Origin of the sequence: Brucella haematophila, assembly GCF_005938105.1 — a bacterium.
Lineage (GTDB): Bacteria > Pseudomonadota > Alphaproteobacteria > Rhizobiales > Rhizobiaceae > Brucella > Brucella haematophila.
Genome location: NZ_VCPE01000002.1, coordinates 345,873 through 369,848 on the forward strand (window position 1 = coordinate 345,873; position 23,976 = coordinate 369,848).

Here is a 23,976-nt window from a genome sequence, read left to right on the forward strand (position 1 = left end):
TGGGGGGCATAACTTTCTCCGCATGCCCTGACCCCAAAACCGCTTCGCACTTTTGGGGGGCATGCGTGCGCCGGGTTTTCTTTTGTCCAAAAGTGACGAAGCGTGTATGCGTTCTCTCATGGAAGAGAACCGGAACATCATCCGCATCACCAATCGCCTGACGATCCGCGAGGACGATCTGGAGGAAAGCTTCATTCGCGCCTCTGGTCCCGGCGGACAGAACGTCAACAAGGTTTCAACGGCGGTGCAGCTACGCTTTCATGCGGCGCAATCGGGATTGCCGGAAGATATTCTCACGCGCCTCTTCAAGCTGGCCGGTCAGAAAGGCACCAAGGACGGTGACATTCTCATCGAAGCCAATCGCTTCCGCACGCAGGAGCGCAACCGCGAAGACGCCCGCGAACGGCTGATTGCCCTGATCGCCAAGGCCGCCGAACCGCCACCGCCGCCACGCAAGAAGACAAGGCCCACCAAAGGCTCCGTCGAGCGACGCCTGAAAGCAAAATCAGGCCGCGCGGATATCAAAAAAGGACGCGGCAAGGTTTCCTTCGACTGAAGCACTGCCTCCGGACCTGAATTCCAATCCTGAAAAGACCGCAAGAGCAGGGGAAACGCATGACCACGAAACTCTACCACCTCGAAACCAGCCATGGCAAAATTGCGGTGCGCGAAAGCGCGGGCGAAGGCGCGCCCCTGCTGATGATCCATGGCAATTCGAGCGCGAGCGCGATTTTCCAGAACTAGCTCGAAGGTGAGATCGGCAAGAAGTGGCGCGTGATTGCGCCCGATCTGCCCGGCCACGGCCAGTCAGGCGACGCCATCGATCCTGACCGCAGCTATTCCATGGAAGGCTATGCCGATGCCATGACCGAAGTGCTGCAAAAGCTTGGCATTTCCGATGCAGTGGTGTTCGGCTGGTCGCTCGGCGGCCATATCGGCCTTGAGATGATTTCGCGCTACCCCGGCATGCGCGGGCTGATGATCACCGGCACGCCGCCGGTCGCCCGCGAGGAAGTGGGGCAAGGCTTCAAAAGCGGCCCAGACATGGCGCTGGCCGGGCAGGAAGTATTTTCCGCACGCGATGTCGAATCCTATGCCCGCAGCACTTGCGGCGAACCGTTTGAACCCTCGCTGCTCGATATCGTCGCCCGCACCGACGGTCGCGCACGCCGCATCATGTTTGAGAAATTTGCTGCCGGAACTGGTGGCAATCAGCGCGACATCGCTGCCGAAGCAAAGCTTCCCATCGCCGTGGTCAACGGGCGCGATGAACCTTTCGTTGAACTCGACTTCGTCTCGAAAGTCCGTTTCGGCAATCTCTGGGAAGGCAAAACCCACGTCATCGACAATGCGGGTCACGCACCTTTTCGTGAAACACCAGCGGTTTTCGATGCCTATCTGGCGCGTTTCATCACCGATTGCACGGCATAAAGCCCGTTTTCAACGCACGCGATGCATTCTTTCGGCGGCGCTGCGCGGCGCCGTCGAAATTACTGCTACCATCTCCTCATTGGTGCTCTACTTTGAAGACGGGAGTTTCAATGAGGTGATATTATGAGCATGACTGTTGCAGACCTTTTGGCCGAAACCCTCGCTCAGGCCGGAGTCCGGCGCATATGGGGTGTGACCGGCGATAGTCTGAACGGGCTGAATGACAGCCTGCGCCGCCTTGGCAAGATTGACTGGATGCATGTCCGTCACGAAGAAACCGCCGCTTTCGCCGCTGGTGCGGAAGCAGCCGTTACAGGTCAGCTGGCCGTCTGTGCCGGCAGTTGCGGCCCCGGGAACCTTCACCTCATCAACGGTCTTTTCGACTGCCAGCGCAATCGCACGCCCGTTCTGGCAATCGCCGCCCATATCCCGTCATCGGAAATCGGCCTCGACTATTTTCAGGAAACGCATCCGCAGGAACTGTTCCGCGAATGCAGCCATTTCGTTGAACTCGTTTCCAATCCTGCTCAGATGCCGGAAGTGCTGCACCGCGCCATGCGCGCAGCAGTGGGGCAGCAGGGTGTGGCCGTGATCGTCCTGCCGGGCGATGTTGCGCTGAAACAGATTGACGAACCGGCAGCGAAAGCCTGGGTCCAAGTCGCGCAGCCGCGGATCATCCCGTCCGATGATGATATCGGGCAGCTTGCCGATCTTCTGAACAGCTCCGAAAAAATCACAATCCTCGCGGGTAGCGGCTGCGCTGGCGCGCATGATGCCGTGGTGGCGCTTGCCGACCGTCTGGCTGCGCCCGTGGTGCATGCGCTGCGCGGCAAGGAGCATATCGAGTGGGACAATCCCAACGATGTCGGCATGACCGGTCTGATCGGATTTTCATCCGGCTACCACGCGATGCTGAACTGCGACACGCTCCTGATGCTGGGCACCAGTTTTCCGTATCGGAATTTCTATCCCGAGAAGGCGAAAGTGGTTCAGATCGATCACGACCCGTCCCAGCTTGGCCGTCGCGCGCTGATCACGCTTGGCGTCGTCAGTGATGTGAAAGAAGCTGCCAACGCCCTGTTGCCCAAACTGAAATCGAACCGCAGCGCCACGTTCCTGAATTCCGCCAAGGCGCATTATGTCAAAGCACGCAAGGATCTGGACGATCTCGCCCAGCCCTCAAAGGCAGGCCAGCCAATCCATCCGCAATATCTCACACGTTTGATCGATCAGACTGCGAAAGCTGATGCCATTTTCACCGCCGATGTCGGAACGCCCACCGTCTGGGCGGCGCGCTATCTCAAGATGAATGGCAAGCGCCGTCTGCTCGGCTCGTTCAATCACGGCTCCATGGCCAATGCCATGTTACAAGCACTGGGCGCGCAGGCCGCAGCACCGGACAGGCAAGTCATTTCCCTGTCCGGAGATGGCGGCTTCACTATGATGATGGGCGATTTTCTATCCCTGACTCAGCTGAAACTGCCGGTGAAAATGATCGTCTATAATAATGGCTCGCTCGGCTTCGTCGCGATGGAAATGAAAGCGGGCGGCTATCTCAGCACTGGCACCGATCTGGACAATCCGAACTTTGCCGCCATGGCGGAAGCCATAGGCATCAAGGGTATCCGGGTGGAGGAATCCGCAGACCTGCCGGGCGCGCTGCAACAGGCTTTCGATCACAAGGGACCGGTTCTGGTCGATGTGGTCACGGCCAAGCAGGAGCTTGTCATGCCGCCGAAGATCAAAGCCGAGCAGGCGAAGGGGTTCAGCCTCTATATGCTGAAAGCCATCATCAACGGGCGCGGCGATGAAATCGTCGAACTCGCCCGCACCAATCTCGGGCGCTGATCTATTTGTTTTCACGCATTATCCGACGCATCGAAGCGGGATCAGAAATCAGTCCAGTGGACTGATTTCCCCGCGTAGGCGCTTCGCACCTTTGCTGGAAATGCTCTAGCAAAGAGGCCGGGTTTCCCCGGCCTCTTTTCATATCTTCCTGAGTGCGACCTCTTCGATCAGATGGTCGCTACCCTTGCGCAGGATCAGGTCCGCGCGCGGTCGGGTCGGGAGGATATTCTCATTGAGATTGCGCAGATTGATATTCTGCCACAGACCTTCGCCGATGGAGCGCGCCGCGTCTTCCGAAAGCTGCGAATAGCGATGGAAGAAGGATTGTGGATCGCGGAAGGCCGTTTCGCGCAGGCGCATGAAACGGTCGATATACCATTTGTGGATCAGTTCCGGATCGGCATCGATATAGATCGAGAAGTCGAAGAAGTCCGACACGAAGGGCACCATTTTGCCGTCTTCCGGCAGATCGCGCACCTGAAGGACATTGATGCCCTCGAAAATTAGAATGTCCGGCTTGTCGACCACCTGATAGTCGTTCGGCAGCACGTCATAGCTCAGATGCGAATAAAGCGGCGCGCGCACATGGCTCATGCCCGCCTTGATCGCCGACAAGAAGCGCAGAACAGCGCCAATATCGTAGCTTTCCGGAAAGCCCTTGCGCTCCATCATGTTCTGCTCGCGCAGAACGGCATTGGGATAGAGAAAACCATCCGTCGTCACCAGATCGACCTTCGGGCTGGAAGGCCAGCGGGCGAGCAGTTCTTTCAGAATACGCGCTGTCGTGGACTTGCCCACGGCCACCGAACCGGCAACGCCGATGATGAAGGGCGTCTTGAAGGATTCCTCCATATTGAGGAATTGCTGGCGCTGGCGAAACAAAAGCTGGCTTGCCTCGACATGCGCATAAAGCAGCCGCGACAGCGACAGATAGATGCGACGGACCTCATCAAGATCGATGGGATCGCCGAGCGAACGCAACCGCTTGACCTCTTCATAGGTCAGGGTGAGGGGAGTATCCGCGCGAAAGCCTGCCCATTCCTCTGCCGAGAAAAAGCGGTAGGGCGAATATCTGGAAGGGGTGAGCTGATCCACTTTTTCCCACATGAACTGTCGTCTCTCTGGCCTTCTATTCAGCGCGATCCTTTGCAGGATCACGCCTTCGGGCGAGCGGCCTTTTCTTCAAGGCCGGTCTGGCCCGTGCGGCGGTCGAGTTCCTGGAGAACCTCTTCGAGCGGCACACCGGCAATTTTCCAGACCACCATCAGGTGATAAAGCAGATCGGCGCTTTCGGAAACCACGCCTGCGCGGTCGCCGGAAACAGCAGCAATCACCGTTTCCACGGCTTCTTCGCCCAGTTTCTGCGAAGCCTTGTTCGGGCCTCTGGCAACAAGGCTTGCCGTATAGGACGATCCGTCAGTCACGCTGGCGCGTTCCGCCACGATGCGTTCAAGATCTGTGAGCGTAAACTGGCTCATCGGGGTTCCTCCCGTCATTTATATTCTTTGTTCAGCGAACCGGATCGAGCCGCATCGGAATGCCGGCTTCGGCCATATAGCGCTTGGCTTCGCCGATCGAATAGGTGCCGAAGTGGAAGATCGAAGCAGCCAGCACAGCCGTTGCGTGGCCGTCGCGGATACCGGCCACCATGTGATCCAGATTGCCGACGCCACCCGAAGCGATCACCGGCACGCGCACGCTGTCAGCCACAGCACGGGTCAGCGCCACATCGTAACCGGCCTTGGTGCCATCGCGATCCATCGAGGTGAGCAGGATTTCGCCTGCACCCAGATCGACCACCTTGCGGGCGAACTCCACCGCATCGATGCCGGTCGTCTGGCGACCGCCATGGGTGAAGATTTCCCAACGATCCGCTTCGCCTTCGCCCGAAACCTTCTTGGCGTCGATGGCGACGACGATGCACTGATTGCCGAACTTGTCTGCCGCCTCAGCAACGAATTCCGGGTTCTTCACCGCTGCCGTGTTGATCGACACCTTGTCGGCACCGGCCAGAAGCAGTTTGCGGATATCCGCAACCTGACGCACACCGCCACCGACGGTTAGCGGCATGAAGCACTGTTCTGCAGTCCGGGCCACTACATCGAAAATTGTCTCGCGATTGTCCGAGGACGCCGTGATGTCGAGGAAGCACAATTCGTCCGCTCCCGCCGCATCATAAGCGCGGGCAGCTTCCACCGGATCGCCCGCATCGATCAGATCGACAAAGTTGACGCCCTTGACGACGCGGCCATCCTTCACATCGAGACAGGGAATTACGCGTGCTTTCAAAGTCATGCTGTGGCCCTCAGCAATGAAAGTGCTTCAGCCGGATCGATGCGACCGTCATAAAGCGCACGGCCCGAAATCGCGCCTTCGAGTTTGCGCGCATCCGGTGCGGCCAGACGCTTGATATCGTCCATCGAAGCAAGACCGCCCGATGCGATCACCGGAATGGAAACCGCCTCGGCGAGCGCCAGCGTCGATTCCCAGTTGATGCCGGCCAGTACGCCGTCGCGGTCGATATCCGTATAGATGATGGCGGCGACGCCAGCGCCTTCAAACTTCTTCGCAAGTTCAATCACGCCAAGCTGGGAGGCTTCGGCCCAGCCTTCAACGGCGACCTTGCCGCCCTTGGCGTCGATGCCGACAGCGACCTGTCCCGGAAACGCCTTGCAGGCTTCGATCACCAGCGCCGGGTCGCGCACGGCAACCGTACCGAGAATGACGCGACGCAGCCCCTTGGAAAGCCAGCTTTCAATGTGCTGTAGCGTGCGAATGCCACCACCCAGTTGCACCGGATTTTTGGTGGCTTTCAGGATTGCTTCGACCGCAGCGCCGTTGACGCTCTCGCCCGCAAAAGCGCCGTTAAGATCGACCACATGCAGCCATTCAAAGCCCTGATCTTCAAAGGCCTTGGCCTGCGCGGCGGGATCGGTGTTGTAGACGGTGGCCTGATCCATGTCGCCGAGCTTCAGGCGCACGCATTGACCGTCTTTCAAATCGATGGCGGGAAAAAGGATCATGTCTTCAAGGCTTCCATTTCAGGAAATTGGCAATGAGCGAAAGGCCGAGCAGCTGGCTCTTTTCCGGGTGGAACTGGGTTCCCACCATATTGTCGCGACCGACAGCAGCGGTAACATCGCCACCGTAATCCGTCACGGCCAGAACCTCGTCCGCCTTCTTCGCGTCGAACATATAGGAATGGACGAAATAGGCGTGCAAGCCGTTCTCGCCGGTCTCGATTCCATCGAAAATCGGATGCGCCTGATGCGATTGTTTCACGTGAATCCGATTCCAGCCGATTTGCGGAATCTTCAGTGTCGGGTCAGACGGCGTCATTTCGCGCACATCGCCCGCGATCCAGCCGAGGCCTTCGGTCACGGTCTTTTCCAATCCGCGCTCGGACATGAGCTGCATGCCGACGCAAATGCCGAGAAACGGATGGCCCTTCTTGATGACAACTTCATCAAGCGCTTCAACCATGCCCGACACGGCATGAAGACCGGCACGGCAATCGGCATAAGCGCCAACGCCCGGCAACACCACGCGGTCGGCAGAGGCCACCCGCGCGGCATCTGCCGTCAGTTCGATTTCGGCATTTATGCCGCTTTCACGGGCGGCACGCTCAAAGGCCTTGGTGGCCGAGCGAAGATTGCCGGAACCATAGTCGATTATCGCAACACGCATTTTCAGTTTTCTCCGCGATGACCCACGAATCCGATCGTGGAGCCAGTAGAGGAATAAGTGGGACGCGGGGACGCCTTGTCCCATCGATTGGCCGTGACCGTATCCAATGCAGGGGCAGGCTTTTCCGCGATAGTGGTGTCAGACGCTGTGCGCCCGAAGAAATAACGGATTTCCGCCTCGTCGAGATCGCTGGCGTCGATTGCCGCCCGTTCGATATAGCCCTGACGCTTCAGTTTCGCGATTTTCCAGTTCGAGCCTTCAAAGGCCACGAACAGCGAAACGATCAGTGTCAGCAGGGAAACCGCATCGGCAACGCCGAAGTAACTCCCGGCAAAGCCGAGCAAAAACGTGACGCCGAGAACGGCAAAGGCCTCGAACCAGAGGCGCTGCATCGCAAGCCAGACAAACGGCAGAACCAGCGCCATTACATGGAATCCGTCGCGCACGAACACGGAATGTTCAACGCTCGACCCGCTGCGCTTCTTTTTGGAAGACGCTTCGGTTGGTTCCAGAACGACGAACTGGGTCATGAATTATCCCTTCAGCGACCCCTTGGTGGAGGGGATTGCATCCTTCTGGCGCGGATCGGTTTCCAGCGCCGTGCGCAGAACCCGGGCCACCGCCTTGAAGATCGACTCGGCGATATGGTGGTTATTGGCGCCATAATGGTTGTTGATATGCAGCGTAATGCCTGCATTCATCGCAAAGGCCTGGAAGAACTCACGCACAAGCTCGGTATCGAAGGTGCCGATCTTGGCTGCCGGGAAATTGACGTTCCACACCAGATAAGCGCGGCCGGATACGTCGACCGCCGCTCCGGTCAGTGTGTCGTCCATGGCGAGATCAAGCGAAGCATAGCGCACGATGCCGCGGCGTTCGCCCAAGGCTTTGGCGAGAGCCTGACCGAGTGCAATGCCAGTATCTTCAACCGTGTGGTGATCATCGATATGCAGGTCGCCCTTGGCCATGACGCGCATATCGATGAGCGAATGTCGCGAAAGCTGCTCGAGCATGTGATCGAAGAAGCCGACACCGGTTGTGATGTCGAACTTGCCGACGCCATCCACATCAACAGAAACGGCAATGCTCGTCTCTTTCGTGGAGCGTTCGATACTTGCCTTGCGGGTGCTTTCAGCAGTCATAAGCGATCCTCATTGGGGTACTGGAGGCGTTCTAGAACAGCTTGCCCGCTTTGCCAAATGCTTTTGCCAATCCGACAAGCAGCAATTCGGCATTTGCAATTCAGTATTTGCAATTCAGGGGGCTGTTCTTAAATATCCACATTGAAACGCGATTCATCCGGCAAGACGACCGGCTGAAGTGGTTCACCCTCAGATGAAGGGGCTTGTGGGATCGCCGTCCGGGATTGCATGAGCCGCCAAAGGAGCATCCATGATCGAACACAATCCCACAACGATTTACGGTACGACCATCGTGACCGTCCGCAAGAACGGCAAGGTCGTGATTGCAGGCGACGGCCAGGTCTCGCTCGGCAATACCGTCATGAAGGGCAATGCGCGCAAGGTTCGCCGCATCGGCAAGGGCAATGTCATTGCCGGTTTCGCCGGCGCGACCGCCGACGCCTTCACCCTTCTGGAGCGCCTCGAAGCCAAGCTGGAGCAATATCCCGACCAGCTCATGCGCGCTTCGGTCGAACTCGCCAAGGACTGGCGCACCGACCGTTATCTGCGCAAGCTCGAAGCCATGATGCTTGTGGCCGACAGCAAGGTGACGCTGGCGCTTACCGGCACCGGCGACGTGCTTGAGCCGGAACATGGCGTTATGGCCATCGGTTCGGGCGGCAATTATGCGCTGGCTGCGGCCCGTGCGCTGATCGACACCGACAAGTCTGCAGAAGAGATCGCCCGCAAGGCGATGGAGATCGCAGCCGATATCTGCATCTACACCAACCACAATATCCTCGTGGAAAGCCTGGACGCAGAATGAGCTCGCTTGCGCAGGTCACCAAACCGAGTGGACAACGCTGGGGCCTGGGCGTCCTGATCGTGATTGCCATCATCGCGGTGCAAGCCACCTGGCTGCACCTCGACGGGCGGATCGCCATGTGTGAATGCGGCACCATAAAACTATGGTCGGGTTCTCTGAAATCGGAGAATTCGCAGCATATAGCCGACTGGTACACGCTGTCGCATATCATCCATGGCTTTCTGTTCTACTGGCTGTTCACGGTCATCGCGCCCAAAGCCCCGCTCGGCTTGAGACTTGCGGCTGCGGTCGGCATCGAAGCGGTCTGGGAGCTGGTCGAAAACTCGAACTTCATCATTGAACGCTATCGCGCCAATACGTCCTCGGTGGACTATTTCGGCGACAGCATCGTCAATTCGGTTTCCGATACGCTCGCCGCCGCGCTCGGCTTTCTGATCGCCGCAAAGCTGCCAACCAAAATCACCGTCGCCATCGCGCTCTTTTTTGAAATTCTGGCGCTGATCGTCATTCGCGACAATCTTACGCTCAACGTGATCATGCTGCTGCATCCGTTCGAGTTCATCAAGCAGTGGCAAAGTGGGTTGTAAAATGAGTAACTTCTCTCCCCGTGAAATCGTTTCGGAACTTGACCGGTTCATCATCGGCCAGAACGACGCCAAGCGCGCCGTGGCCATCGCCTTGCGCAATCGCTGGCGCCGCCAGCAGCTCGAAGGGCAGATGCGCGAAGAGGTCATGCCGAAGAACATTCTGATGATCGGACCGACCGGCGTCGGCAAGACGGAAATCTCGCGCCGCCTCGCCAAGCTTGCAGGCGCGCCTTTCGTCAAGGTCGAAGCCACCAAGTTCACCGAAGTGGGCTATGTCGGCCGCGACGTGGAACAGATCATCCGTGACCTCGTTGAAGTCGCCATTGCGCTCGTGCGTGAAAAGCGCCGCGACGACGTGAAGGCCAAGGCGCATCTCAATGCCGAGGAACGCGTTCTCGAAGCTTTGGTCGGCAAGACGGCAAGCCCTGCCACGCGCGACAGTTTCCGCAAGAAGCTGCGCAACGGCGAGCTGGACGACAAGGAAATCGAGGTCGAGGTCGCCGATACCGGATCGAACTCGAATTTCGAAATCCCCGGCATGCCGGGCGCGAACATCGGCGTGCTCAACCTGTCGGACATGCTGGGCAAGGCCATGGGCGGGCGCACCAAGACGCGCAAGACCACGGTGAAGGATTCCTATGCAATCCTCGTCAATGATGAATCCGACAAGCTGCTCGATCAGGACCAGATTGTGCAGGAAGCGCTGCGCGTCACCGAAGACGAAGGCATTGTGTTCATCGACGAGATCGACAAGATCGCCTCTCGCGAAGGCGGCGGCGGTGCTGGCGTTTCACGCGAAGGCGTGCAGCGCGATCTGTTGCCGCTCGTCGAAGGCACCACGGTTGCGACCAAATACGGACCGGTGAAGACGGATCATATCCTCTTCATCACCTCCGGCGCATTCCATGTGTCGAAGCCGTCCGATCTTCTGCCGGAATTGCAGGGCCGTCTGCCGATCCGCGTCGAGCTTTCCGCTCTGACGCGCGAAGACTTCCGCCGTATCCTCACGGAAACGGAGGCAAGCCTGATCAAGCAGTATATTTCCCTGATGCAGACGGAAGAGGTGACGCTTTCCTTCACCGACGACGCCATTGACGCTCTTGCCGATATTGCAGTCGATCTGAATGCGACCGTCGAAAACATCGGCGCGCGCCGCTTGCAGACGGTGATGGAAAAGGTTCTGGACGAGATTTCGTTCACTGCCCCGGATAAAACCGGCGCGACCTTCACCGTCGACGCGAACTATGTGAAGGAAAAGGTGGGTGCTCTGTCCAAGAACACCGACCTGTCGCGCTTCATTCTGTAAACCGCGACAACTGACACTACAGTTGCAAATTCGTCAGGCCGTGGCGAAACGAGTGATTTTCGAGCACCGGCGCGCAAGAAATTGCTCGTTGCAGACCGGCATCACGAAGAAAGCAACTGTAGCGCTAAGTGACCCGAAAGCCACGGCCGCTGTCGCTTTCATGCCTCGATAAAGAAACCCCTCGACTTGCGTCGGGGGGTTTTCTATTTTGCCCACAATTTCACGATCCATTTACCATATCAGGGCCGCTTCCGTACAATGATGAGCAACAGTACACTGAACCGCATTGCTGGCTTTTGTTTCCGCGCCATTTCCAATGCAAAACCGGTTTCCACTGTTGCTGGTGTTACCCTGGCCTTCATGCTCGCCAGCCAGAGCGCCTATGCCGTGACGGTCGTGCCGCCCGGCAACCGCAATGCGGAACAGCCGCCGATTCCCGGCGCTTCCGCCAAGCGCACGCGCGAACTGAGCACCACCTATGAGAAGAAGTACCAGAAGATCTATAATCTTCTGAAGAAGGATGCCTCGCTGCGCTCGAAGATTCGTTCGACCGCCGCCGCCTATGGCATCGACCCCATTCATATTGTCGGCGCGATTGTCGGTGAGCACACCTATAATGTCGACGTCTATGACCGGCTTCAGACCTATTATGTGAAAGCCATGTCCTATGTGAATCAGGGCGTGAACTTCGGCTATAATGGCGAAAGCATCGGGCAGTTCATCAAGCGCCCGGAATTCGCCGACTGCCTGAAATTCAAGGACAGCTATTCGCTGTGGTCATGCCGTGAAACGGTCTGGAACAAGACGTTCCGGGGCAAGTCGGTGGGCGGCAATTCCTATCCGAACAACCGCTTCAGTGCCGTTTTCTTCCAGCCTTTCTATGGTGGGCAGACATTTGGCCTCGGCCAGATCAATCCGCTGACCGCGTTGCAGATGACCGACATGGTGAACCGCGTTTCCGGTCTGCCGAAGCTTGATGCGGAAGACGGCAGCGCCGTCTACAAGACCATCATGGACCCGGATCTGACGCTGCCTTACATCGCAGCGACCCTGAAACAGTCAATCAACTCCTATCGCCAGATTGCCGGTTTCGATATTTCCAAAAATCCGGGCCTGACCGCCACGCTCTATAATACCGGCGGTGCCGATGCCCGCGCCCGTGCGCTCGCAAACGAGAATGCAGGGCGTTCCGACCCGCAAATGCCGCAGGAAAATTACTACGGCTGGCTGGTCAACTCCAAGCTGGACGAGCTGAAGGCGCTGTTCTGATCAGGAAAGCATTTCCAGCAAAAGTACGCAGCGCCTACGCTGGGAAAACAGTCCACTGGACTGTTTTCTGATCCCGCTTCGATGCGCAGGAACCAATTCAGCTTTTCGGAATGATCCCGCGACGGCGCTTTCGCGCCGTCTCGATATCATCGCTGAGGCGCTTGATCGTTTCCTTGTCGATGATGCGGATATTACGCGCCAGAAGATTGGCAAGTTCCGTCGCCTGTGGCGACAGGCCTGACGTATCGATCACCACACGCGGATGTGAAACAGCCGCAAGGCTTTGCAGCTCTTCCGCCTCATCCCAGATGATATTGAAATAGGTGATGATGCGCTGAAGCAGATCCCAGGTCGGCTGTCCGCGCCGGCCATGTTCCAGCGCCGACAGATAAGCAGGCGAAACGCGCAGCGCCGCCGCCATATCCTTTTGCGTCACGCCGCGCTCTTCCCGCAGTTCTCGCAATCGCTTACCGAACGGGGTCATCGTTGCTGCCTGCCTCCGCCCAGACCCCCGCCAAGCAGGTTCTGCTGGGTCTGGCGGCGCAGCCGGACATAAAGCGCGCCGTGACCGCCATGATGGCGTGCGGCATCTTCAAAAGCGCTTACCAGAAGCCGGAACAGCGGTGTGGAAAACCAGTGCGGCACGGCCTGGCGCAAGATGCCTTCGCTGCCGAAAGAACGCCCTTTTCCAGTGATCACCATCACATGACGCAGGCCGCGTGCATGAGCGCTGACCAGAAAACTATAGAGAAGGCCATGAGCCTCATTCTGCGTGAGACCGTGAAGATCGATCCGCGCCTCAATATCAACCCTGCCTTTGGCGATCTTGCGATGGGTCGGCTTATCCAGCGACTTGATCTGCATTTCACTGAGCGAAGCCAAGCCTTTCTTCGGCTTGGCGCCTTCATCACTCGAAGCCTGCGGCATTTTCAAAGCGGGACGCTTTTCTTCTTCCGCCATCAAGGTCTTGAAGTCAGGCAACTCTTCCGAGACCGGCTTTTGTCGCGTTAAGGGCTTTGCAGTCTTGGCGACCGTTTCCCAGAGAATACGGTCTTCCGGGCGCAGATAATCCTTGCCGGATTTATCGGTGTCGCGCGCCATGGTCACGCCCCCACCAGATGACGCGGTACAAGCGCATAGAAATCCGCAGCGCTCTTGATACCACCGGCAATCTCGCCAGCCGCATCGCCGGACCCGGCAAACAGATCGCCGCGTGCTGGGCCGACAATGGCCGTGCCAGTATCCTGTGCGATCATCAGCCGAGCGAAAGGCGCGCCATCGAAAACAGTCACAGTCGGCGCATCGACATAAAATGGCGTGCCGAATGTGTGCAGCAGCCGGTCAACGGCCAGCGACCGGCCCGCCGTCAGCGGAACCTTGGCAGCGGCAATCGGACCTGCATCAACATCATCCACCGGCGCTTCCCGAAAGAAGATATAGGACCGGTTCTGCCAGATCAGCGTATCCGCCTCGTCGGGGTGGTCCTTCAGCCAGCGCCGGATCGTCTGCATGGAAATATCCGCTGCGGGAATTTCTCCATTGGCGACGAGAATGCGTCCAATGCCTGTGAAGGGATGGCCGGCCTTGGCAGCATAGGTAATGCGCATCATGCCGCCATCGGTGAGCTTCAGTCTGGCTGCACCCTGAACATGAGCAAAAAACGCATCCACACGGTCTGCAACGAAGGCAATCTCCAACCCGCGCCCGGAAAGGCTGCCCAGTTCGATCTGGCGGCGGTCGTCATATTCAACAAGCCCGGCTTCCGTCTGGCCAGCGAACGCATAGGACGGATCAAAACCGGCGGGGCGGTTCTCATCGGTCACCTTGACGAGATCGTCCGGCTTTCTCAGAAACGGCACGGTAAATCTGTCATCCGCGATAAGGGATGCTTCGATCTCCGGCTCGTAAAAGCCGGTCACAAAGCCCTGTTCCTGTTCCGGAACGATGCGGCACGGAACGAAATGCTGTTCGAAAAAGGCGCGGGCGGTAATCGTATCGGGATTATCGAGATGCCGTGCCGCGGCAAAGGCCGCTTGCAAAGCCTCGAAGCTGATGCCAAGGCTGCCGCTATGATAGGTCTGATGCGCCGCATAATCGGCGGAACGGCGAAAAGCAGCAAATGCGGGAGCCTGATCGTCCCGGTCCCAACCGGGGCAATCGGAAAAACCCACCGGGCGGAAAATCCTCGCCAAGTCGCTCACAGCCGCATCCGTCTAGAGCATTTCCAGCAAAAGTGTGAAACGGTTTTGCAAAGGAAATGCGGTGAAAACAAATTGATAGAGCAGTTCCAACGTTTCCGCTTTTAAAAAGGAACGGCTCTATCCAGTACAAACAAAAAGGCCGCTGAAATCAGCGGCCCGATTCTTAAGCCTTCTCTTAATCTTCCGCTTCGGTCGCGACAAGCTTCCAATTGGGATCACGCGAGCGCGTATCGCGGGCGAAAGTCCACAAATCCTTGATCTCGACCACGTTTTCCAGGTCGCCGTCGATCAGCTTGCCTTCCTTGTCGAGCGTCGCCGAAATCATCTGGCTCACAATGTTCAGCGTCACATGCGCTTCCGATCCCTTCATTTCGGCAGCTGCAATCTCCGCCTTCTCGATACCCACGAAGGAAGAGCGCACGCTTTCGCCGCGCTGCTCGCGTTCCTCGATGGCCGAAACGAAGCCTTCATAGACTTCCTTGGACAGAAGATTCTTCAAAACTTTGCGATCGCCATCGGCAAAGGACATCACAATCATTTCATAGGCGATCTTCACACCGTCCACGAAACGGGCGGGTTCGAAGGTCGGATCAGCGGCATAAATGGCCCGCAAACCGTCATTGATCGGTGTTCCGGTCGCAGCAATCTTGTCGATTGCCGTGAAGTCTTTTTCACCGGCGCGGCGTGGCAGAGCCACGACATTGTCGCTATCCGGCCCGGCAGGCGCGCCATTGTCGGCGCTTTTGGCCGATGTATAGGGATCGAAGGGCGGCTTTTCATTTCCAGTACGGCGGCCAAGAACATTCCTCAGCTGGAGAAAAATGATCACCGCTGCGATGAAGAAGAAGATTGTGCCGAAGTCGAAAAATTCCATACCGCCTGCCGTTGATTGAAGGAGAGGGCGTCAAATCCCTTCCAATCGTGAATTTCTGTTTCATACATATAGATCGGCAGGCGCAATCATTCAAATCCCGATCACGCGTACCTATTTGATATTTCATGTTAACAGTTTCATTTTCGTTCCGAACCTGAAAAAGCTACATTTGTCACTATGTTCGGAACATCAACCAAACAACAAAAGGTCCTGACTCACGTGTCGTCTTCTTTCGCCCCTCTCGTCATGCTGGCAATGCCATTTATCGAGATCGCCGGTTTTGTGATCGTCGGCAGCCATATCGGCGTCTTCGCGACACTGGGTCTGGTGATCCTGAGCGCCATGCTGGGCTTTTTCCTGCTGCGCGTGCAGGGCATCGGCCTTCTTCAGCGCATCCGCACGGAAACGGCGGCAGGCCGCGTCCCGGATCGTGAAATGGTGCATGGCGCGATGCTGGTTCTGGCCGCGATCATGCTGATCGTGCCCGGCTTTGTGACCAGCACCGTCGGCATTCTGCTCTTCATCCCGTTCATTCGCGATATTGTCTGGGAAAAATTCGTGCGCGGCCGCATGGTTGTCGCCACATCGGCCCGTTATTCGGAGGGCTACAGCCAGTATCAGCAGTCCAGTCCAAACCGGCGCGAAGATCGTGTCATCGATCTCGACCCGGAAGACTATACGACCAAGCCGAATGACAATTCGCCATGGAAAGGCGAGCGCAAAGACGGCTAACAGCAGCAATAGCTAACGTTGAAAGCCTTTCTTGCCTCATGCTCGCTCGCATGCTAGCCAAGCACACCAGTGGAGTTAATTTGACGTTTGAACGCCGTTCGACATAGGCGCAGCTTCAAACGTCGAATTTGAAAACTCCACTGAAGATTTAAAGTTGCTGGTGGTCTTTTAATTCCGACATTTGCCCAGCGGCTGTAGCACGGAAAGCAAATGTCGGAATCAGACCACCAGCCTTTTGGGGCAACGAGTTTAATTACCGAAAAGAAGGCATACCGATAATGAGCGATAAGGCTGCGGGCGAAGTAAAGAATGGCAACGGCGCGACCGCCGAGCCGTCCCTCAACATTCTGGCGCAATATGTGAAGGATCTGTCCTTTGAAAGCCCGGGCGCGCCGCTGTCGCTGCGCCCGCGTGAGAAGGCGCCTTCGATCAACATCAATGTGAACGTGAACGCCAATCCGCTTTCCGAAACGGATTTCGACGTTGTGCTGACGCTGGAAGCCAAGGCTGTGGACGGCAAGGACGTTCTGTTCAACACGGAACTGGTCTATGGCGGCGTTTTCCGCATTTCGGGCATCCCGCAGGAGCATATGCTGCCGCTGCTGTTCATCGAATGCCCGCGTCTGCTGTTCCCGTTCGCGCGCCAGATCATTGCTGACGCAACGCGCAATGGCGGCTACCCGCCGCTGATGATCGACCCGATCGATTTCGCGCAGATGTTCCAGCAGCGCATGGCTGAAGAACAGGCCAAGGCTGCCGTCAAGAGCTAAGCTTTATAGCTTTCCAATACGAAAAAGCCCGGCTACAAAGCCGGGCTTTTTCGTTTCGTACTATCAGGTTCTCAGGCCGAGTATTTTTTCCAGATCGCCTTGTCGCCCATGCCGTCCACAAGCGCCGTGTGGGCTGCGCGTTCCGTTTCGCTGATGCGGGGCTTAAGCGGGGCGGGGCGCGCCGCCAGCACAATCGCTGCACCACCGTCCGATGCACCACTGCTGTTCGGGCCGCCATCCATGCTTAGACCAAGCGCCGTCTGCTTGCCGCCGATCAGCTCGATATAGACTTCCGCCAGAATTTCCGAGTCGAGCAAAGCCCCGTGCAGCGTGCGGTGCGAGTTGTCGATGCCGTAGCGTTTGCATAATGCATCGAGCGAATTTGGACCCATCGGATGTTTGCGGCGCGCCAGCGCCAGCGTATCCACAATGCGTTCCACAGCGATTTCCGGCTTTCCAAGCCGTTCAAGCTCGGCGTTCATGAAGCCAAGGTCGAACATGGCGTTGTGGGCCACCAGTTTGGCGCCATCGAAAAATTCGAGAAACTCGTCCAGAATTTCCGCAAAAGTTGGCTTGTCCAGCAATTGCTCATTGCTGATGCCGTGCACGGCCAGCGCCTCGGGATGCACCTGGCGTCCCTGCGGATTGATGAACTTGTGGAATGTGCGGCCTGTGGGAAACTTGTTGATCAGTTCCACGCCGCCAATTTCGATCACGCGATCCTCCAGTCTTTCAAGACCGGTGGTTTCGGTATCGAAAACGATCTCGCGCATTGAAGAACCTCTCAGAAAATTATCTAAAACCATATAGCACGACCAATACGGCTATTCGGTCGCGACAGCCGGCTTTCCACTCAATTTCTGGATAACCGCCGTTATCTGCTGACGCAAATTGTCAAAACTTCCGCTGGTATCGAGCACGAAATCGGCGCGGGCGCGCTTTTCCGCATCCGGTGTCTGCCGGGCGAGAATGGCATCAAGCTTTTCTGCCGTCATGCCGGGCCGCGCCAGAACGCGCGCGCGCTGTATATCGGCGGGAGCAGACACAACCACAATCCTGTCCACACGCTTCTCACCGCCGGTTTCGAACAACAGCGGAATATCGACCAGAGCGATAGCCGAGCCTTGCGCTTCCGCCTCGCGCAGAAACGCTTCTTCTTCCTCGCGTACAAGCGGATGCACGATGCTCTCGAGCTTCTTCAGGGCATCCGGCTTGCCGATGACCTCAGCCGAGAGTTTTTCACGGTCCACAGTGCCATTTGCCACCGTTCCGGGAAATGCCGCCTCAATCAGCGGCGCGGCGCGGCCTGAATAGAGCCGATGGACGGCGTCGTCGGCGCTGTAAACAGGCACACCCGCCTCGGCGAACATATTGGACGCCGTGGTTTTTCCCATGCCGATGGAGCCTGTCAGTCCGAGAATGATCATAGAGCGCCAGCCTTTGCCATATCCGCTAGAATATGCTCGCGAAGCGCCGCCGTCACCTCTGGCTTTTGGCCAAACCAGCGTTCGAAACCCGGAACCGCCTGATGCAGCAACATACCAAGCCCGTCGACGGTCCTGAGACCAGCTTCTTCCGCACCTTTGAGAAAAGGCGTTTTGAGAGGAACATAGACAATATCTGTCGCTATGGCGCCTTTTGAAGCGACACGCAGATCGAGTGGAAAACCGCCTTCGTCGTCATGTCCGCTCATGCCGAGCGACGTCGTGTTGATGATCAATCCGGCATCGGCAACGCGCTCCTGCGCGCCCTCCCAGCCGGATGCCGAAACGGCAGCACCGAAATGCGTCGCCAGTTCTTCAGCCCGGCTGGCTGTGCGATTGACAACTGTTATCTTTGAAAAGCCGCGCGACAAAAGCGCGTGAATAACGGCGCGGCTGGCGCCGCCCGCGCCCAGAACAAGCGCCGTATCGGCATTGTCCCAGCCCGGCGCATAATCATCAAGATTGGCTGCGAAACCATAGGCATCCGTATTGCCGCCGCGAAGCTTGCCGTTTTCAAACCACAGCGTGTTGACTGCGCCGATGGCCGTTGCAGCCGCATCCAGACTATCGGCTGCCGCGTGAGCAGCTTCCTTATGCGGGATCGTCACATTGCCGCCCGCAAAACCATTTTCGGCTAACGACGCGGCGAAAGCGGCAAAATCTTCCGGTTTCACTTCAATCGGATCATAAGAGCCGTCAATGCCAAGCGCGTTCAGCCAGAATCCATGGATCAGCGGCGACCGCGAATGTTTGATCGGAAAGCCGGTGACAAAAGCTTTCGGCCCCGTCACGGATATCGTGTCAGCCATCGATGAGATGTTCCTTGCGCAGTTCGGCAAGCAGCGGCAGCAGCGGCAGGCCGACAATCGTAAAATAATCGCCTTCGATCTTCTCGAAAAGCTGGATGCCCGGACCTTCCACCTGGTAAGCGCCGACGCTGGAAAGCGCGCTGTCGCCAACCCGGCCGAGATAGCGCCCGACAAAAGCCGGATCGAGCTTGCGCATGGTCATGCGCGCAACCGAAACATGACGCCACAGGGTCTCGCCGTCTTTCACCAGAACCACCGCGCTGTTGAGCTGGTGCGTCTTGCCGGAAAACTGCAAAAGCTGACGCCCCGCCGCTTCCATATTGGCAGGCTTATGGAAAATCTCGTCACCAAGCGACAAGGTCTGGTCGCAACCAATCACCACAGCACCCGGATTTTTTTCGCTCACATCGAGCGCCTTGGCTTCAGCCAGAACCTGGGCCACTTCTTCCGGCGTTGCGCCCGATTCATAAAGCGGCGCTTCGACGGCGCGCTCATCAATATCGGCGCTTTCGCCCGAAAACTCGATTCCGGCATTTTTCAACAGCGCCGAGCGGAAAGGGCTCTTGGAAGCAAGAATGAGCCTGGTCGTCATGATTGAAATCCTTCGTTCTTCCCGGTGCGCAAAAGTGCCAATATGGCGGCAGCCGTTTCCTCGATGGAACGGCGCGACACATCGATGATCGGCCAGCCATGTCTGTTGCAGATGTTGCGCGCAAAGGCCAGTTCTTCGGAAATGGACACCCGGTCTGTGTAAAGTCCCGTATCGAGTGATGGTACACTGCCGAGCGGTCTGTTCTGACGGATTTGCGAGATTCGCTCCGCAGTCGCAACCAGCCCGACAATCAGCGGACGCTTGGCCGTGAACAGAACTTCTGGAACGGGAATGCCCAAAACGATTGGAACATTGGTCGCCTTCACGCCGCGATTGGCAAGATAAATGCTGGTTGGCGTCTTGGATGTACGCGAAATGCCGACCAGAATGACGTCCGCCTCCTCGATATCGAGCGGCAATTGTCCGTCATCATGCTCCATCGTGAAATTCAGCGCGTCGATCCGGCGGAAATAATCGGCATTGAGCACATGCTGCGCGCTTGCGCGGCGATGTGCCGGCGCACCCAGATAAGACTGGAACGTGTTCAGCACCGGTTCCAGCACCGAAACGCTGGGAACGCCCATTTCCGCACAGGCCTCATCGATGATCGCGGCCAGTTTCTGATCGACAATCGTATAGAGAACGATGCCCGGTTCGGCATCGATCCCTTCCAGAACCTTGCGCAGCTGTTTCTCGGTACGGATCAGTGGATAAATATGCTCAATGGCCCGCGCATTGGCATATTGCGCCGCTGCCGCGCGTCCGGCTGCGAGGAGAGTCTCTCCGGTCGCATCAGAAATCAGATGGAGATGAAAGTAGGAAAGCGTTCTGGTCACAGTTTTGTTGCCCTCCTGTTGACGGCTGTGCGTAAGGCCGAGGCTTCTTCCACAAGCCATGGCAGGCCGTGGAAAAATTGGCAAGTCATCCACAGCGGGCGAACATGTGCGAAGCAGCCATCAACATGTGTGGACAAGACTCGCAATTTCGGGAAACCTCTCAATTATTCCCAGCTTTTCCACAAAAGCGCATGAACTGCGTCAATTGGTAACCCTTTATATTAAAAGAGGGAATTGAGTTTTTTGCGTTTTCCGTCAGACTGGCGGCGAAAAATTGCACAAGGTAAGTTGGCAATTTCGGAACTGTGGGGAAAACCGGGACAGACCTTAATCCCCGATTCCAACAGACTCTAAGAATCAAAAGATTCCTGAATCATCCTTTCTTTATGAGAACCGGACTGGATAACTTCAGACCAAAACCGGATCAGGCAACCAACAAGGCGGATAAAAATCAGATGAAACGCAAAGTCTTGAGAGTGATCGACGGTGAAGCGGTCTTTCCACCTCCCATCTGGATGATGCGTCAGGCCGGTCGCTACCTTCCCGAATACCGAGAGACACGGAAGAAGGCAGGGAGCTTTCTCGATCTGTGTTATTCGCCAGATCTGGCTGTCGAAGTGACGCTTCAGCCAATCCGCCGTTTTGGCTTTGATGCAGCCATTCTCTTTTCCGACATTCTGGTCATCCCTCACGCCCTTGGGCGCGACCTTCGCTTTGAAGAGGGCAAGGGACCTTTGATGACCCCAATCGACGCCGACGAGATTTTCTGGCTTGAGACGGAAGGTGTCGCCAAACGGCTGGAGCCGGTCTACGAGACGGTTCGGCTGCTGCGCGAGCAGTTGCCCGACGAAACGACACTGCTCGGCTTCTGTGGCGCTCCCTGGACCGTTGCGACCTATATGATCGCCGGTCATGGCACGCCGGATCAGGCACCTGCCCGTCTTTTCGCCTATCGCTTCCCGGAAGCCTTCGAAAAGCTTTTGAATGATTTAGCTGATGTGTCTGCCGAATATCTCATCGAACAGCTGGATGCTGGCGCAGACGCCGTACAGATTTTCGATTCATGGTCCGGTGTTCTGGATGAAGATTGCTTTGAGCGGTTCTGCATCCAGCCGGTGGCGCGGATTGTTCAGAAAGTTCGCGCTGTCTATCCCGAAGCGCGCATCATCGGTTTCCCGAAAGGGGCAGGGATGCTTTATGCGGGCTACCGCGAAAAGACGGGCGTTGATGTGCTCGGCCTTGACTGGTCTGTGCCGCTCAATTTCGCAGCAGCCTTGCAGGAAGATGGCGCCATTCAGGGCAATCTCGATCCTTTGCGTGTTGTTGCGGGCGGTTCCGCACTTGATGAAGGTGTGGATGCAATCCTCGAACGTCTGGGGAAAGGCCCACTGATCTTCAATCTCGGACATGGCATTACACCTCAAGCGCCGGTCGAGAATGTCCAGCGCATGATCGATCGTATTCGTGGAGAAAAATCGTGAGCCAGCCAGTGTCGAAGAGCAGCACCAAGGCTGCCTATATCCGCATGATCGCAGCGCTCGTGATTGTGGTGCTTGGCGTCTGGGCATTGTTTCACGTGAATCCAACCGACGCCTATCTCTGGGTGAAGGCGGTTCACGTGATCGCGGTCATCGCCTGGATGGCCGGAATGCTCTATCTGCCACGGCTGTTCGTCTATCACACAGCGACCAAGCCCGGTTCTGAAGCTTCCGAGACTTTCAAGGTGATGGAAAAGCGACTGCTGCACTTCATCATCAACCCGGCCATGGCCGTGACCTGGATTGCCGGTCTGTGGATGGCTTGGGAAATCTTCCGCTTTCAAGGCGGCTGGCTGCACGCCAAGCTGCTGCTGGTTGTGCTGATGTCCGGCATGCATGGCTATCTCTCGAAAGCGACGCGCCTTTTTGCGGAAGACAAAAACACGAAATCGGCAAAGCATTGGCGAATCGTTAACGAAGTGCCAACCATTCTGATGGTCCTAATCGTCATTCTGGTGATCGTAAAACCATTTTAATTGTAGTTTTGTGAGAAAAAGAAGCCCGCTTTGTCGGGTTTCTGCCATTTTCCCGTTGCAGAATTTATCTGCGGTCACTACATGTGACTTGCTCTTCATATCGCAAATCGGTATGAAGAAAGCCTCTTCCCTTCCTGATCGCAGGCCTTCGATGCCGGTCCAGCCATCCAGCTGACCAACTTTCCGAACAACTGCATTTTCTCCTTATATTTCAAAAGAGTTCCTCATCCATGCAGGAAATGAAACTACAAGAACTAAAAAATAAAACACCGGTTGAGCTGCTTGCTTTTGCCGAAACCCTTGAAGTCGAAAATGCGAGCGCGATGCGCAAGCAGGAACTGATGTTCGCGATTCTCAAGAAGCTGGCTTCGCAGGATGTCGAGATCATCGGTGAAGGCGTTGTCGAAGTGCTGCAGGACGGTTTTGGCTTCCTGCGCTCCGCTGATGCCAATTATCTGCCAGGCCCCGACGATATTTATATTTCTCCTTCGCAGCTGCGCCGCTTCTCGCTGAAGACTGGCGATACGGTTGAAGGCCCGATCCGTGGCCCCAAAGAAGGCGAGCGCTATTTTGCGCTTCTCAAGGTCAATTCGATCAATTTTGAAGACCCGGAAAAGATTCGCCACAAGGTTCACTTCGACAATCTGACGCCGCTCTATCCGAATGAGCGCTTCAAGATGGAACTGGAAGTTCCGACCTCCAAGGATCTGTCGCCGCGCGTCATCGATCTGGTTGCACCGCTCGGCAAGGGCCAGCGTGGTCTGATCGTCGCTCCGCCACGTACCGGTAAGACTGTTCTGCTGCAGAACATTGCACACTCGATCACCGCCAATCATCCAGAATGCTATCTGATCGTTCTTCTGATCGACGAACGTCCGGAAGAAGTGACCGACATGCAGCGTTCGGTAAAGGGTGAAGTCATTTCGTCAACTTTCGACGAACCGGCAGCGCGTCACGTGCAGGTTGCTGAAATGGTCATCGAAAAGGCCAAGCGTCTGGTTGAACATGGTCGCGACGTTGTGATCCTGCTCGACTCGATCACCCGCCTTGGCCGCGCTTACAACACTGTTGTTCCGTCATCCGGTAAGGTTTTGACCGGTGGTGTGGATGCCAATGCACTCCAGCGTCCGAAGCGTTTCTTCGGTGCTGCGCGTAACATCGAAGAAGGTGGTTCGCTCACCATCATCGCGACCGCGCTGATCGATACGGGCAGCCGTATGGACGAAGTGATCTTTGAAGAATTCAAAGGCACGGGTAACTCGGAAATCGTTCTCGACCGCAAGGTTGCAGACAAGCGCATCTTCCCGGCCATGGACATTCTCAAGTCCGGTACCCGTAAGGAAGATCTGCTCGTTCCGCGCGCCGATCTGCAGAAGATCTTTGTTCTGCGCCGTATCCTCGCGCCGATGGGCACGACCGATGCGATCGAATTCCTCATCGACAAGCTCAAGCAGACCAAGAGCAATGGTGAGTTCTTCGATTCGATGAACACCTAAGCTCTTTGCAGCTTTTTGTTTTCGCGCATTATCCTACGCATCGAAGCGGGATCAGAAATCAGTCCAGTGGACTGATTTCCCCGCGTAGGCGCT

Annotated in this window: 27 protein-coding genes and 1 pseudogene; 12 read left to right on the forward strand and 16 right to left on the reverse strand. The window is 56.8% G+C overall.

The genetic code is table 11. From position 1 onward, the window contains the following. The first annotated feature begins 106 nt into the window (after nucleotides 1-106). From arfB to poxB, 3 genes and pseudogenes are all read left to right on the forward strand, one after another. Nucleotides 107-556, forward strand: a complete 450-nt coding sequence (gene arfB, locus FGI60_RS04405; protein WP_171058694.1) for an alternative ribosome rescue aminoacyl-tRNA hydrolase ArfB — start codon at nucleotides 107-109, stop codon at nucleotides 554-556. A gap of 59 nt (nucleotides 557-615) precedes the next feature. Continuing rightward, nucleotides 616-1,431 (forward strand): annotated as a pseudogene (locus FGI60_RS04410) (alpha/beta fold hydrolase). A gap of 120 nt (nucleotides 1,432-1,551) precedes the next feature. Next, complete coding sequence (gene poxB / locus FGI60_RS04415; protein WP_374843099.1) at nucleotides 1,552-3,279, forward strand: ubiquinone-dependent pyruvate dehydrogenase; 1,728 nt, start codon at nucleotides 1,552-1,554, stop codon at nucleotides 3,277-3,279. A 138-nt stretch (nucleotides 3,280-3,417) separates the two neighbouring features. Here the strand turns inward: poxB and coaA are convergent, their stop codons facing one another. Genes coaA through hisB form a run of 7 tightly spaced genes read right to left on the reverse strand, consistent with a single transcriptional unit; the run spans nucleotide 3,418 to nucleotide 8,108 of the window. Continuing rightward, a complete protein-coding gene (gene coaA, locus FGI60_RS04420; protein ID WP_138784097.1) occupies nucleotides 3,418-4,386 on the reverse strand; it encodes a type I pantothenate kinase in 969 nt (322 codons plus the stop codon). Nucleotides 4,387-4,433: 47 nt separating this feature from the next. Continuing rightward, nucleotides 4,434-4,757, reverse strand: coding sequence for a phosphoribosyl-ATP diphosphatase (locus tag FGI60_RS04425; protein ID WP_138784098.1), 324 nt, complete (start codon nucleotides 4,755-4,757; stop codon nucleotides 4,434-4,436). 31 nt (nucleotides 4,758-4,788) lie between these two features. After that, nucleotides 4,789-5,574 carry an imidazole glycerol phosphate synthase subunit HisF gene (hisF, locus tag FGI60_RS04430; RefSeq protein ID WP_078337642.1) on the reverse strand — a complete coding sequence of 262 codons (786 nt, stop codon included), beginning with the start codon at nucleotides 5,572-5,574 and terminating at the stop codon, nucleotides 4,789-4,791. Further along, a complete protein-coding gene (gene hisA / locus FGI60_RS04435) occupies nucleotides 5,571-6,302 on the reverse strand; it encodes a 1-(5-phosphoribosyl)-5-[(5-phosphoribosylamino)methylideneamino]imidazole-4-carboxamide isomerase (RefSeq protein ID WP_138784099.1) in 732 nt (243 codons plus the stop codon). Before hisA ends, hisF begins: the two co-directional genes overlap by 4 nt. A 4-nt stretch (nucleotides 6,303-6,306) precedes the next feature. Beyond that, nucleotides 6,307-6,966, reverse strand: a complete 660-nt coding sequence (hisH, locus tag FGI60_RS04440; RefSeq protein WP_138784100.1) for an imidazole glycerol phosphate synthase subunit HisH — start codon at nucleotides 6,964-6,966, stop codon at nucleotides 6,307-6,309. A gap of 2 nt (nucleotides 6,967-6,968) precedes the next feature. Then, entirely contained in the window at nucleotides 6,969-7,496 is a 528-nt protein-coding gene (locus tag FGI60_RS04445) for a DUF2628 domain-containing protein (protein ID WP_138784101.1), read from the reverse strand. A gap of 3 nt (nucleotides 7,497-7,499) precedes the next feature. Continuing rightward, a complete protein-coding gene (hisB, locus tag FGI60_RS04450; RefSeq protein WP_138784102.1) occupies nucleotides 7,500-8,108 on the reverse strand; it encodes an imidazoleglycerol-phosphate dehydratase HisB in 609 nt (202 codons plus the stop codon). 250 nt (nucleotides 8,109-8,358) lie between these two features. On the opposite strand from hisB, the gene hslV reads away from it, so the two are divergent. The 4 genes from hslV (at nucleotide 8,359) to FGI60_RS04470 (ending at nucleotide 12,075) form a co-directional block, all read left to right on the forward strand. Beyond that, on the forward strand, nucleotides 8,359-8,913 hold the full coding sequence (hslV, locus tag FGI60_RS04455) for an ATP-dependent protease subunit HslV (protein ID WP_078337637.1): 555 nt from the start codon (nucleotides 8,359-8,361) through the stop codon (nucleotides 8,911-8,913). Continuing rightward, nucleotides 8,910-9,500, forward strand: coding sequence for a DUF2585 domain-containing protein (locus tag FGI60_RS04460; RefSeq protein WP_138784103.1), 591 nt, complete (start codon nucleotides 8,910-8,912; stop codon nucleotides 9,498-9,500). Before hslV ends, FGI60_RS04460 begins: the two co-directional genes overlap by 4 nt. A gap of 1 nt (nucleotide 9,501) precedes the next feature. Further along, nucleotides 9,502-10,806 (forward strand): ATP-dependent protease ATPase subunit HslU, encoded by a 1,305-nt coding sequence (hslU, locus tag FGI60_RS04465; RefSeq protein WP_078337635.1) that lies wholly within the window; start codon nucleotides 9,502-9,504, stop codon nucleotides 10,804-10,806. 261 nt (nucleotides 10,807-11,067) lie between these two features. Next, nucleotides 11,068-12,075, forward strand: coding sequence for a DUF1402 family protein (locus tag FGI60_RS04470; protein WP_138784239.1), 1,008 nt, complete (start codon nucleotides 11,068-11,070; stop codon nucleotides 12,073-12,075). A gap of 97 nt (nucleotides 12,076-12,172) precedes the next feature. Here FGI60_RS04470 and FGI60_RS04475 read toward each other — a convergent pair whose 3' ends face one another. The 4 genes from FGI60_RS04475 to FGI60_RS04490 all read right to left on the reverse strand — a co-directional run bounded on the left by FGI60_RS04475 (nucleotide 12,173) and on the right by FGI60_RS04490 (nucleotide 15,150). After that, nucleotides 12,173-12,559, reverse strand: coding sequence for a helix-turn-helix domain-containing protein (locus tag FGI60_RS04475; protein WP_138784104.1), 387 nt, complete (start codon nucleotides 12,557-12,559; stop codon nucleotides 12,173-12,175). After that, nucleotides 12,556-13,176 carry a Smr/MutS family protein gene (locus FGI60_RS04480; protein ID WP_138784105.1) on the reverse strand — a complete coding sequence of 207 codons (621 nt, stop codon included), beginning with the start codon at nucleotides 13,174-13,176 and terminating at the stop codon, nucleotides 12,556-12,558. The genes FGI60_RS04475 and FGI60_RS04480 overlap by 4 nt, the downstream gene beginning before the upstream one ends. A gap of 2 nt (nucleotides 13,177-13,178) precedes the next feature. Further along, nucleotides 13,179-14,276, reverse strand: a complete 1,098-nt coding sequence (gene mltA, locus FGI60_RS04485; protein ID WP_138784106.1) for a murein transglycosylase A — start codon at nucleotides 14,274-14,276, stop codon at nucleotides 13,179-13,181. Nucleotides 14,277-14,451: 175 nt separating this feature from the next. Further along, the gene (locus FGI60_RS04490; RefSeq protein WP_138784107.1) at nucleotides 14,452-15,150 is read right to left on the reverse strand and encodes a Tim44/TimA family putative adaptor protein; all 699 of its coding nucleotides are present in this window, start codon (nucleotides 15,148-15,150) and stop codon (nucleotides 14,452-14,454) included. 219 nt (nucleotides 15,151-15,369) lie between these two features. Here FGI60_RS04490 and FGI60_RS04495 point away from each other — a divergent pair, with 219 nt between their 5' ends. Together FGI60_RS04495 and secB are read left to right on the forward strand one after the other, a co-directional pair. After that, nucleotides 15,370-15,882 carry an FxsA family protein gene (locus FGI60_RS04495; RefSeq protein ID WP_138784108.1) on the forward strand — a complete coding sequence of 171 codons (513 nt, stop codon included), beginning with the start codon at nucleotides 15,370-15,372 and terminating at the stop codon, nucleotides 15,880-15,882. 278 nt (nucleotides 15,883-16,160) lie between these two features. Beyond that, nucleotides 16,161-16,652 (forward strand): protein-export chaperone SecB, encoded by a 492-nt coding sequence (gene secB, locus FGI60_RS04500; protein ID WP_078337629.1) that lies wholly within the window; start codon nucleotides 16,161-16,163, stop codon nucleotides 16,650-16,652. 71 nt (nucleotides 16,653-16,723) lie between these two features. Here secB and dnaQ read toward each other — a convergent pair whose 3' ends face one another. The 5 genes from dnaQ to FGI60_RS04525 are packed head-to-tail and all read right to left on the reverse strand — an operon-like array spanning nucleotide 16,724 to nucleotide 20,373. Next, entirely contained in the window at nucleotides 16,724-17,425 is a 702-nt protein-coding gene (gene dnaQ, locus FGI60_RS04505) for a DNA polymerase III subunit epsilon (protein ID WP_138784109.1), read from the reverse strand. A 51-nt stretch (nucleotides 17,426-17,476) separates the two neighbouring features. Then, complete coding sequence (gene coaE / locus FGI60_RS04510; protein WP_138784110.1) at nucleotides 17,477-18,079, reverse strand: dephospho-CoA kinase; 603 nt, start codon at nucleotides 18,077-18,079, stop codon at nucleotides 17,477-17,479. Beyond that, the gene (locus FGI60_RS04515; RefSeq protein WP_138784111.1) at nucleotides 18,076-18,945 is read right to left on the reverse strand and encodes a shikimate dehydrogenase; all 870 of its coding nucleotides are present in this window, start codon (nucleotides 18,943-18,945) and stop codon (nucleotides 18,076-18,078) included. Before FGI60_RS04515 ends, coaE begins: the two co-directional genes overlap by 4 nt. Then, nucleotides 18,938-19,537 (reverse strand): Maf-like protein, encoded by a 600-nt coding sequence (locus tag FGI60_RS04520; RefSeq protein WP_138784112.1) that lies wholly within the window; start codon nucleotides 19,535-19,537, stop codon nucleotides 18,938-18,940. Before FGI60_RS04520 ends, FGI60_RS04515 begins: the two co-directional genes overlap by 8 nt. Continuing rightward, nucleotides 19,534-20,373, reverse strand: coding sequence for a pyruvate, water dikinase regulatory protein (locus tag FGI60_RS04525; protein ID WP_138784113.1), 840 nt, complete (start codon nucleotides 20,371-20,373; stop codon nucleotides 19,534-19,536). The genes FGI60_RS04520 and FGI60_RS04525 overlap by 4 nt, the downstream gene beginning before the upstream one ends. A gap of 455 nt (nucleotides 20,374-20,828) precedes the next feature. Here FGI60_RS04525 and hemE point away from each other — a divergent pair, with 455 nt between their 5' ends. The 3 genes from hemE (at nucleotide 20,829) to rho (ending at nucleotide 23,883) form a co-directional block, all read left to right on the forward strand. Next, entirely contained in the window at nucleotides 20,829-21,854 is a 1,026-nt protein-coding gene (gene hemE, locus FGI60_RS04535; RefSeq protein WP_121536872.1) for a uroporphyrinogen decarboxylase, read from the forward strand. A gap of 44 nt (nucleotides 21,855-21,898) precedes the next feature. Further along, a complete protein-coding gene (gene hemJ, locus FGI60_RS04540) occupies nucleotides 21,899-22,387 on the forward strand; it encodes a protoporphyrinogen oxidase HemJ (RefSeq protein ID WP_138784240.1) in 489 nt (162 codons plus the stop codon). Nucleotides 22,388-22,617: 230 nt separating this feature from the next. Beyond that, complete coding sequence (gene rho, locus FGI60_RS04545; protein ID WP_109370019.1) at nucleotides 22,618-23,883, forward strand: transcription termination factor Rho; 1,266 nt, start codon at nucleotides 22,618-22,620, stop codon at nucleotides 23,881-23,883. Nucleotides 23,884-23,976: the final 93 nt, after the last annotated feature.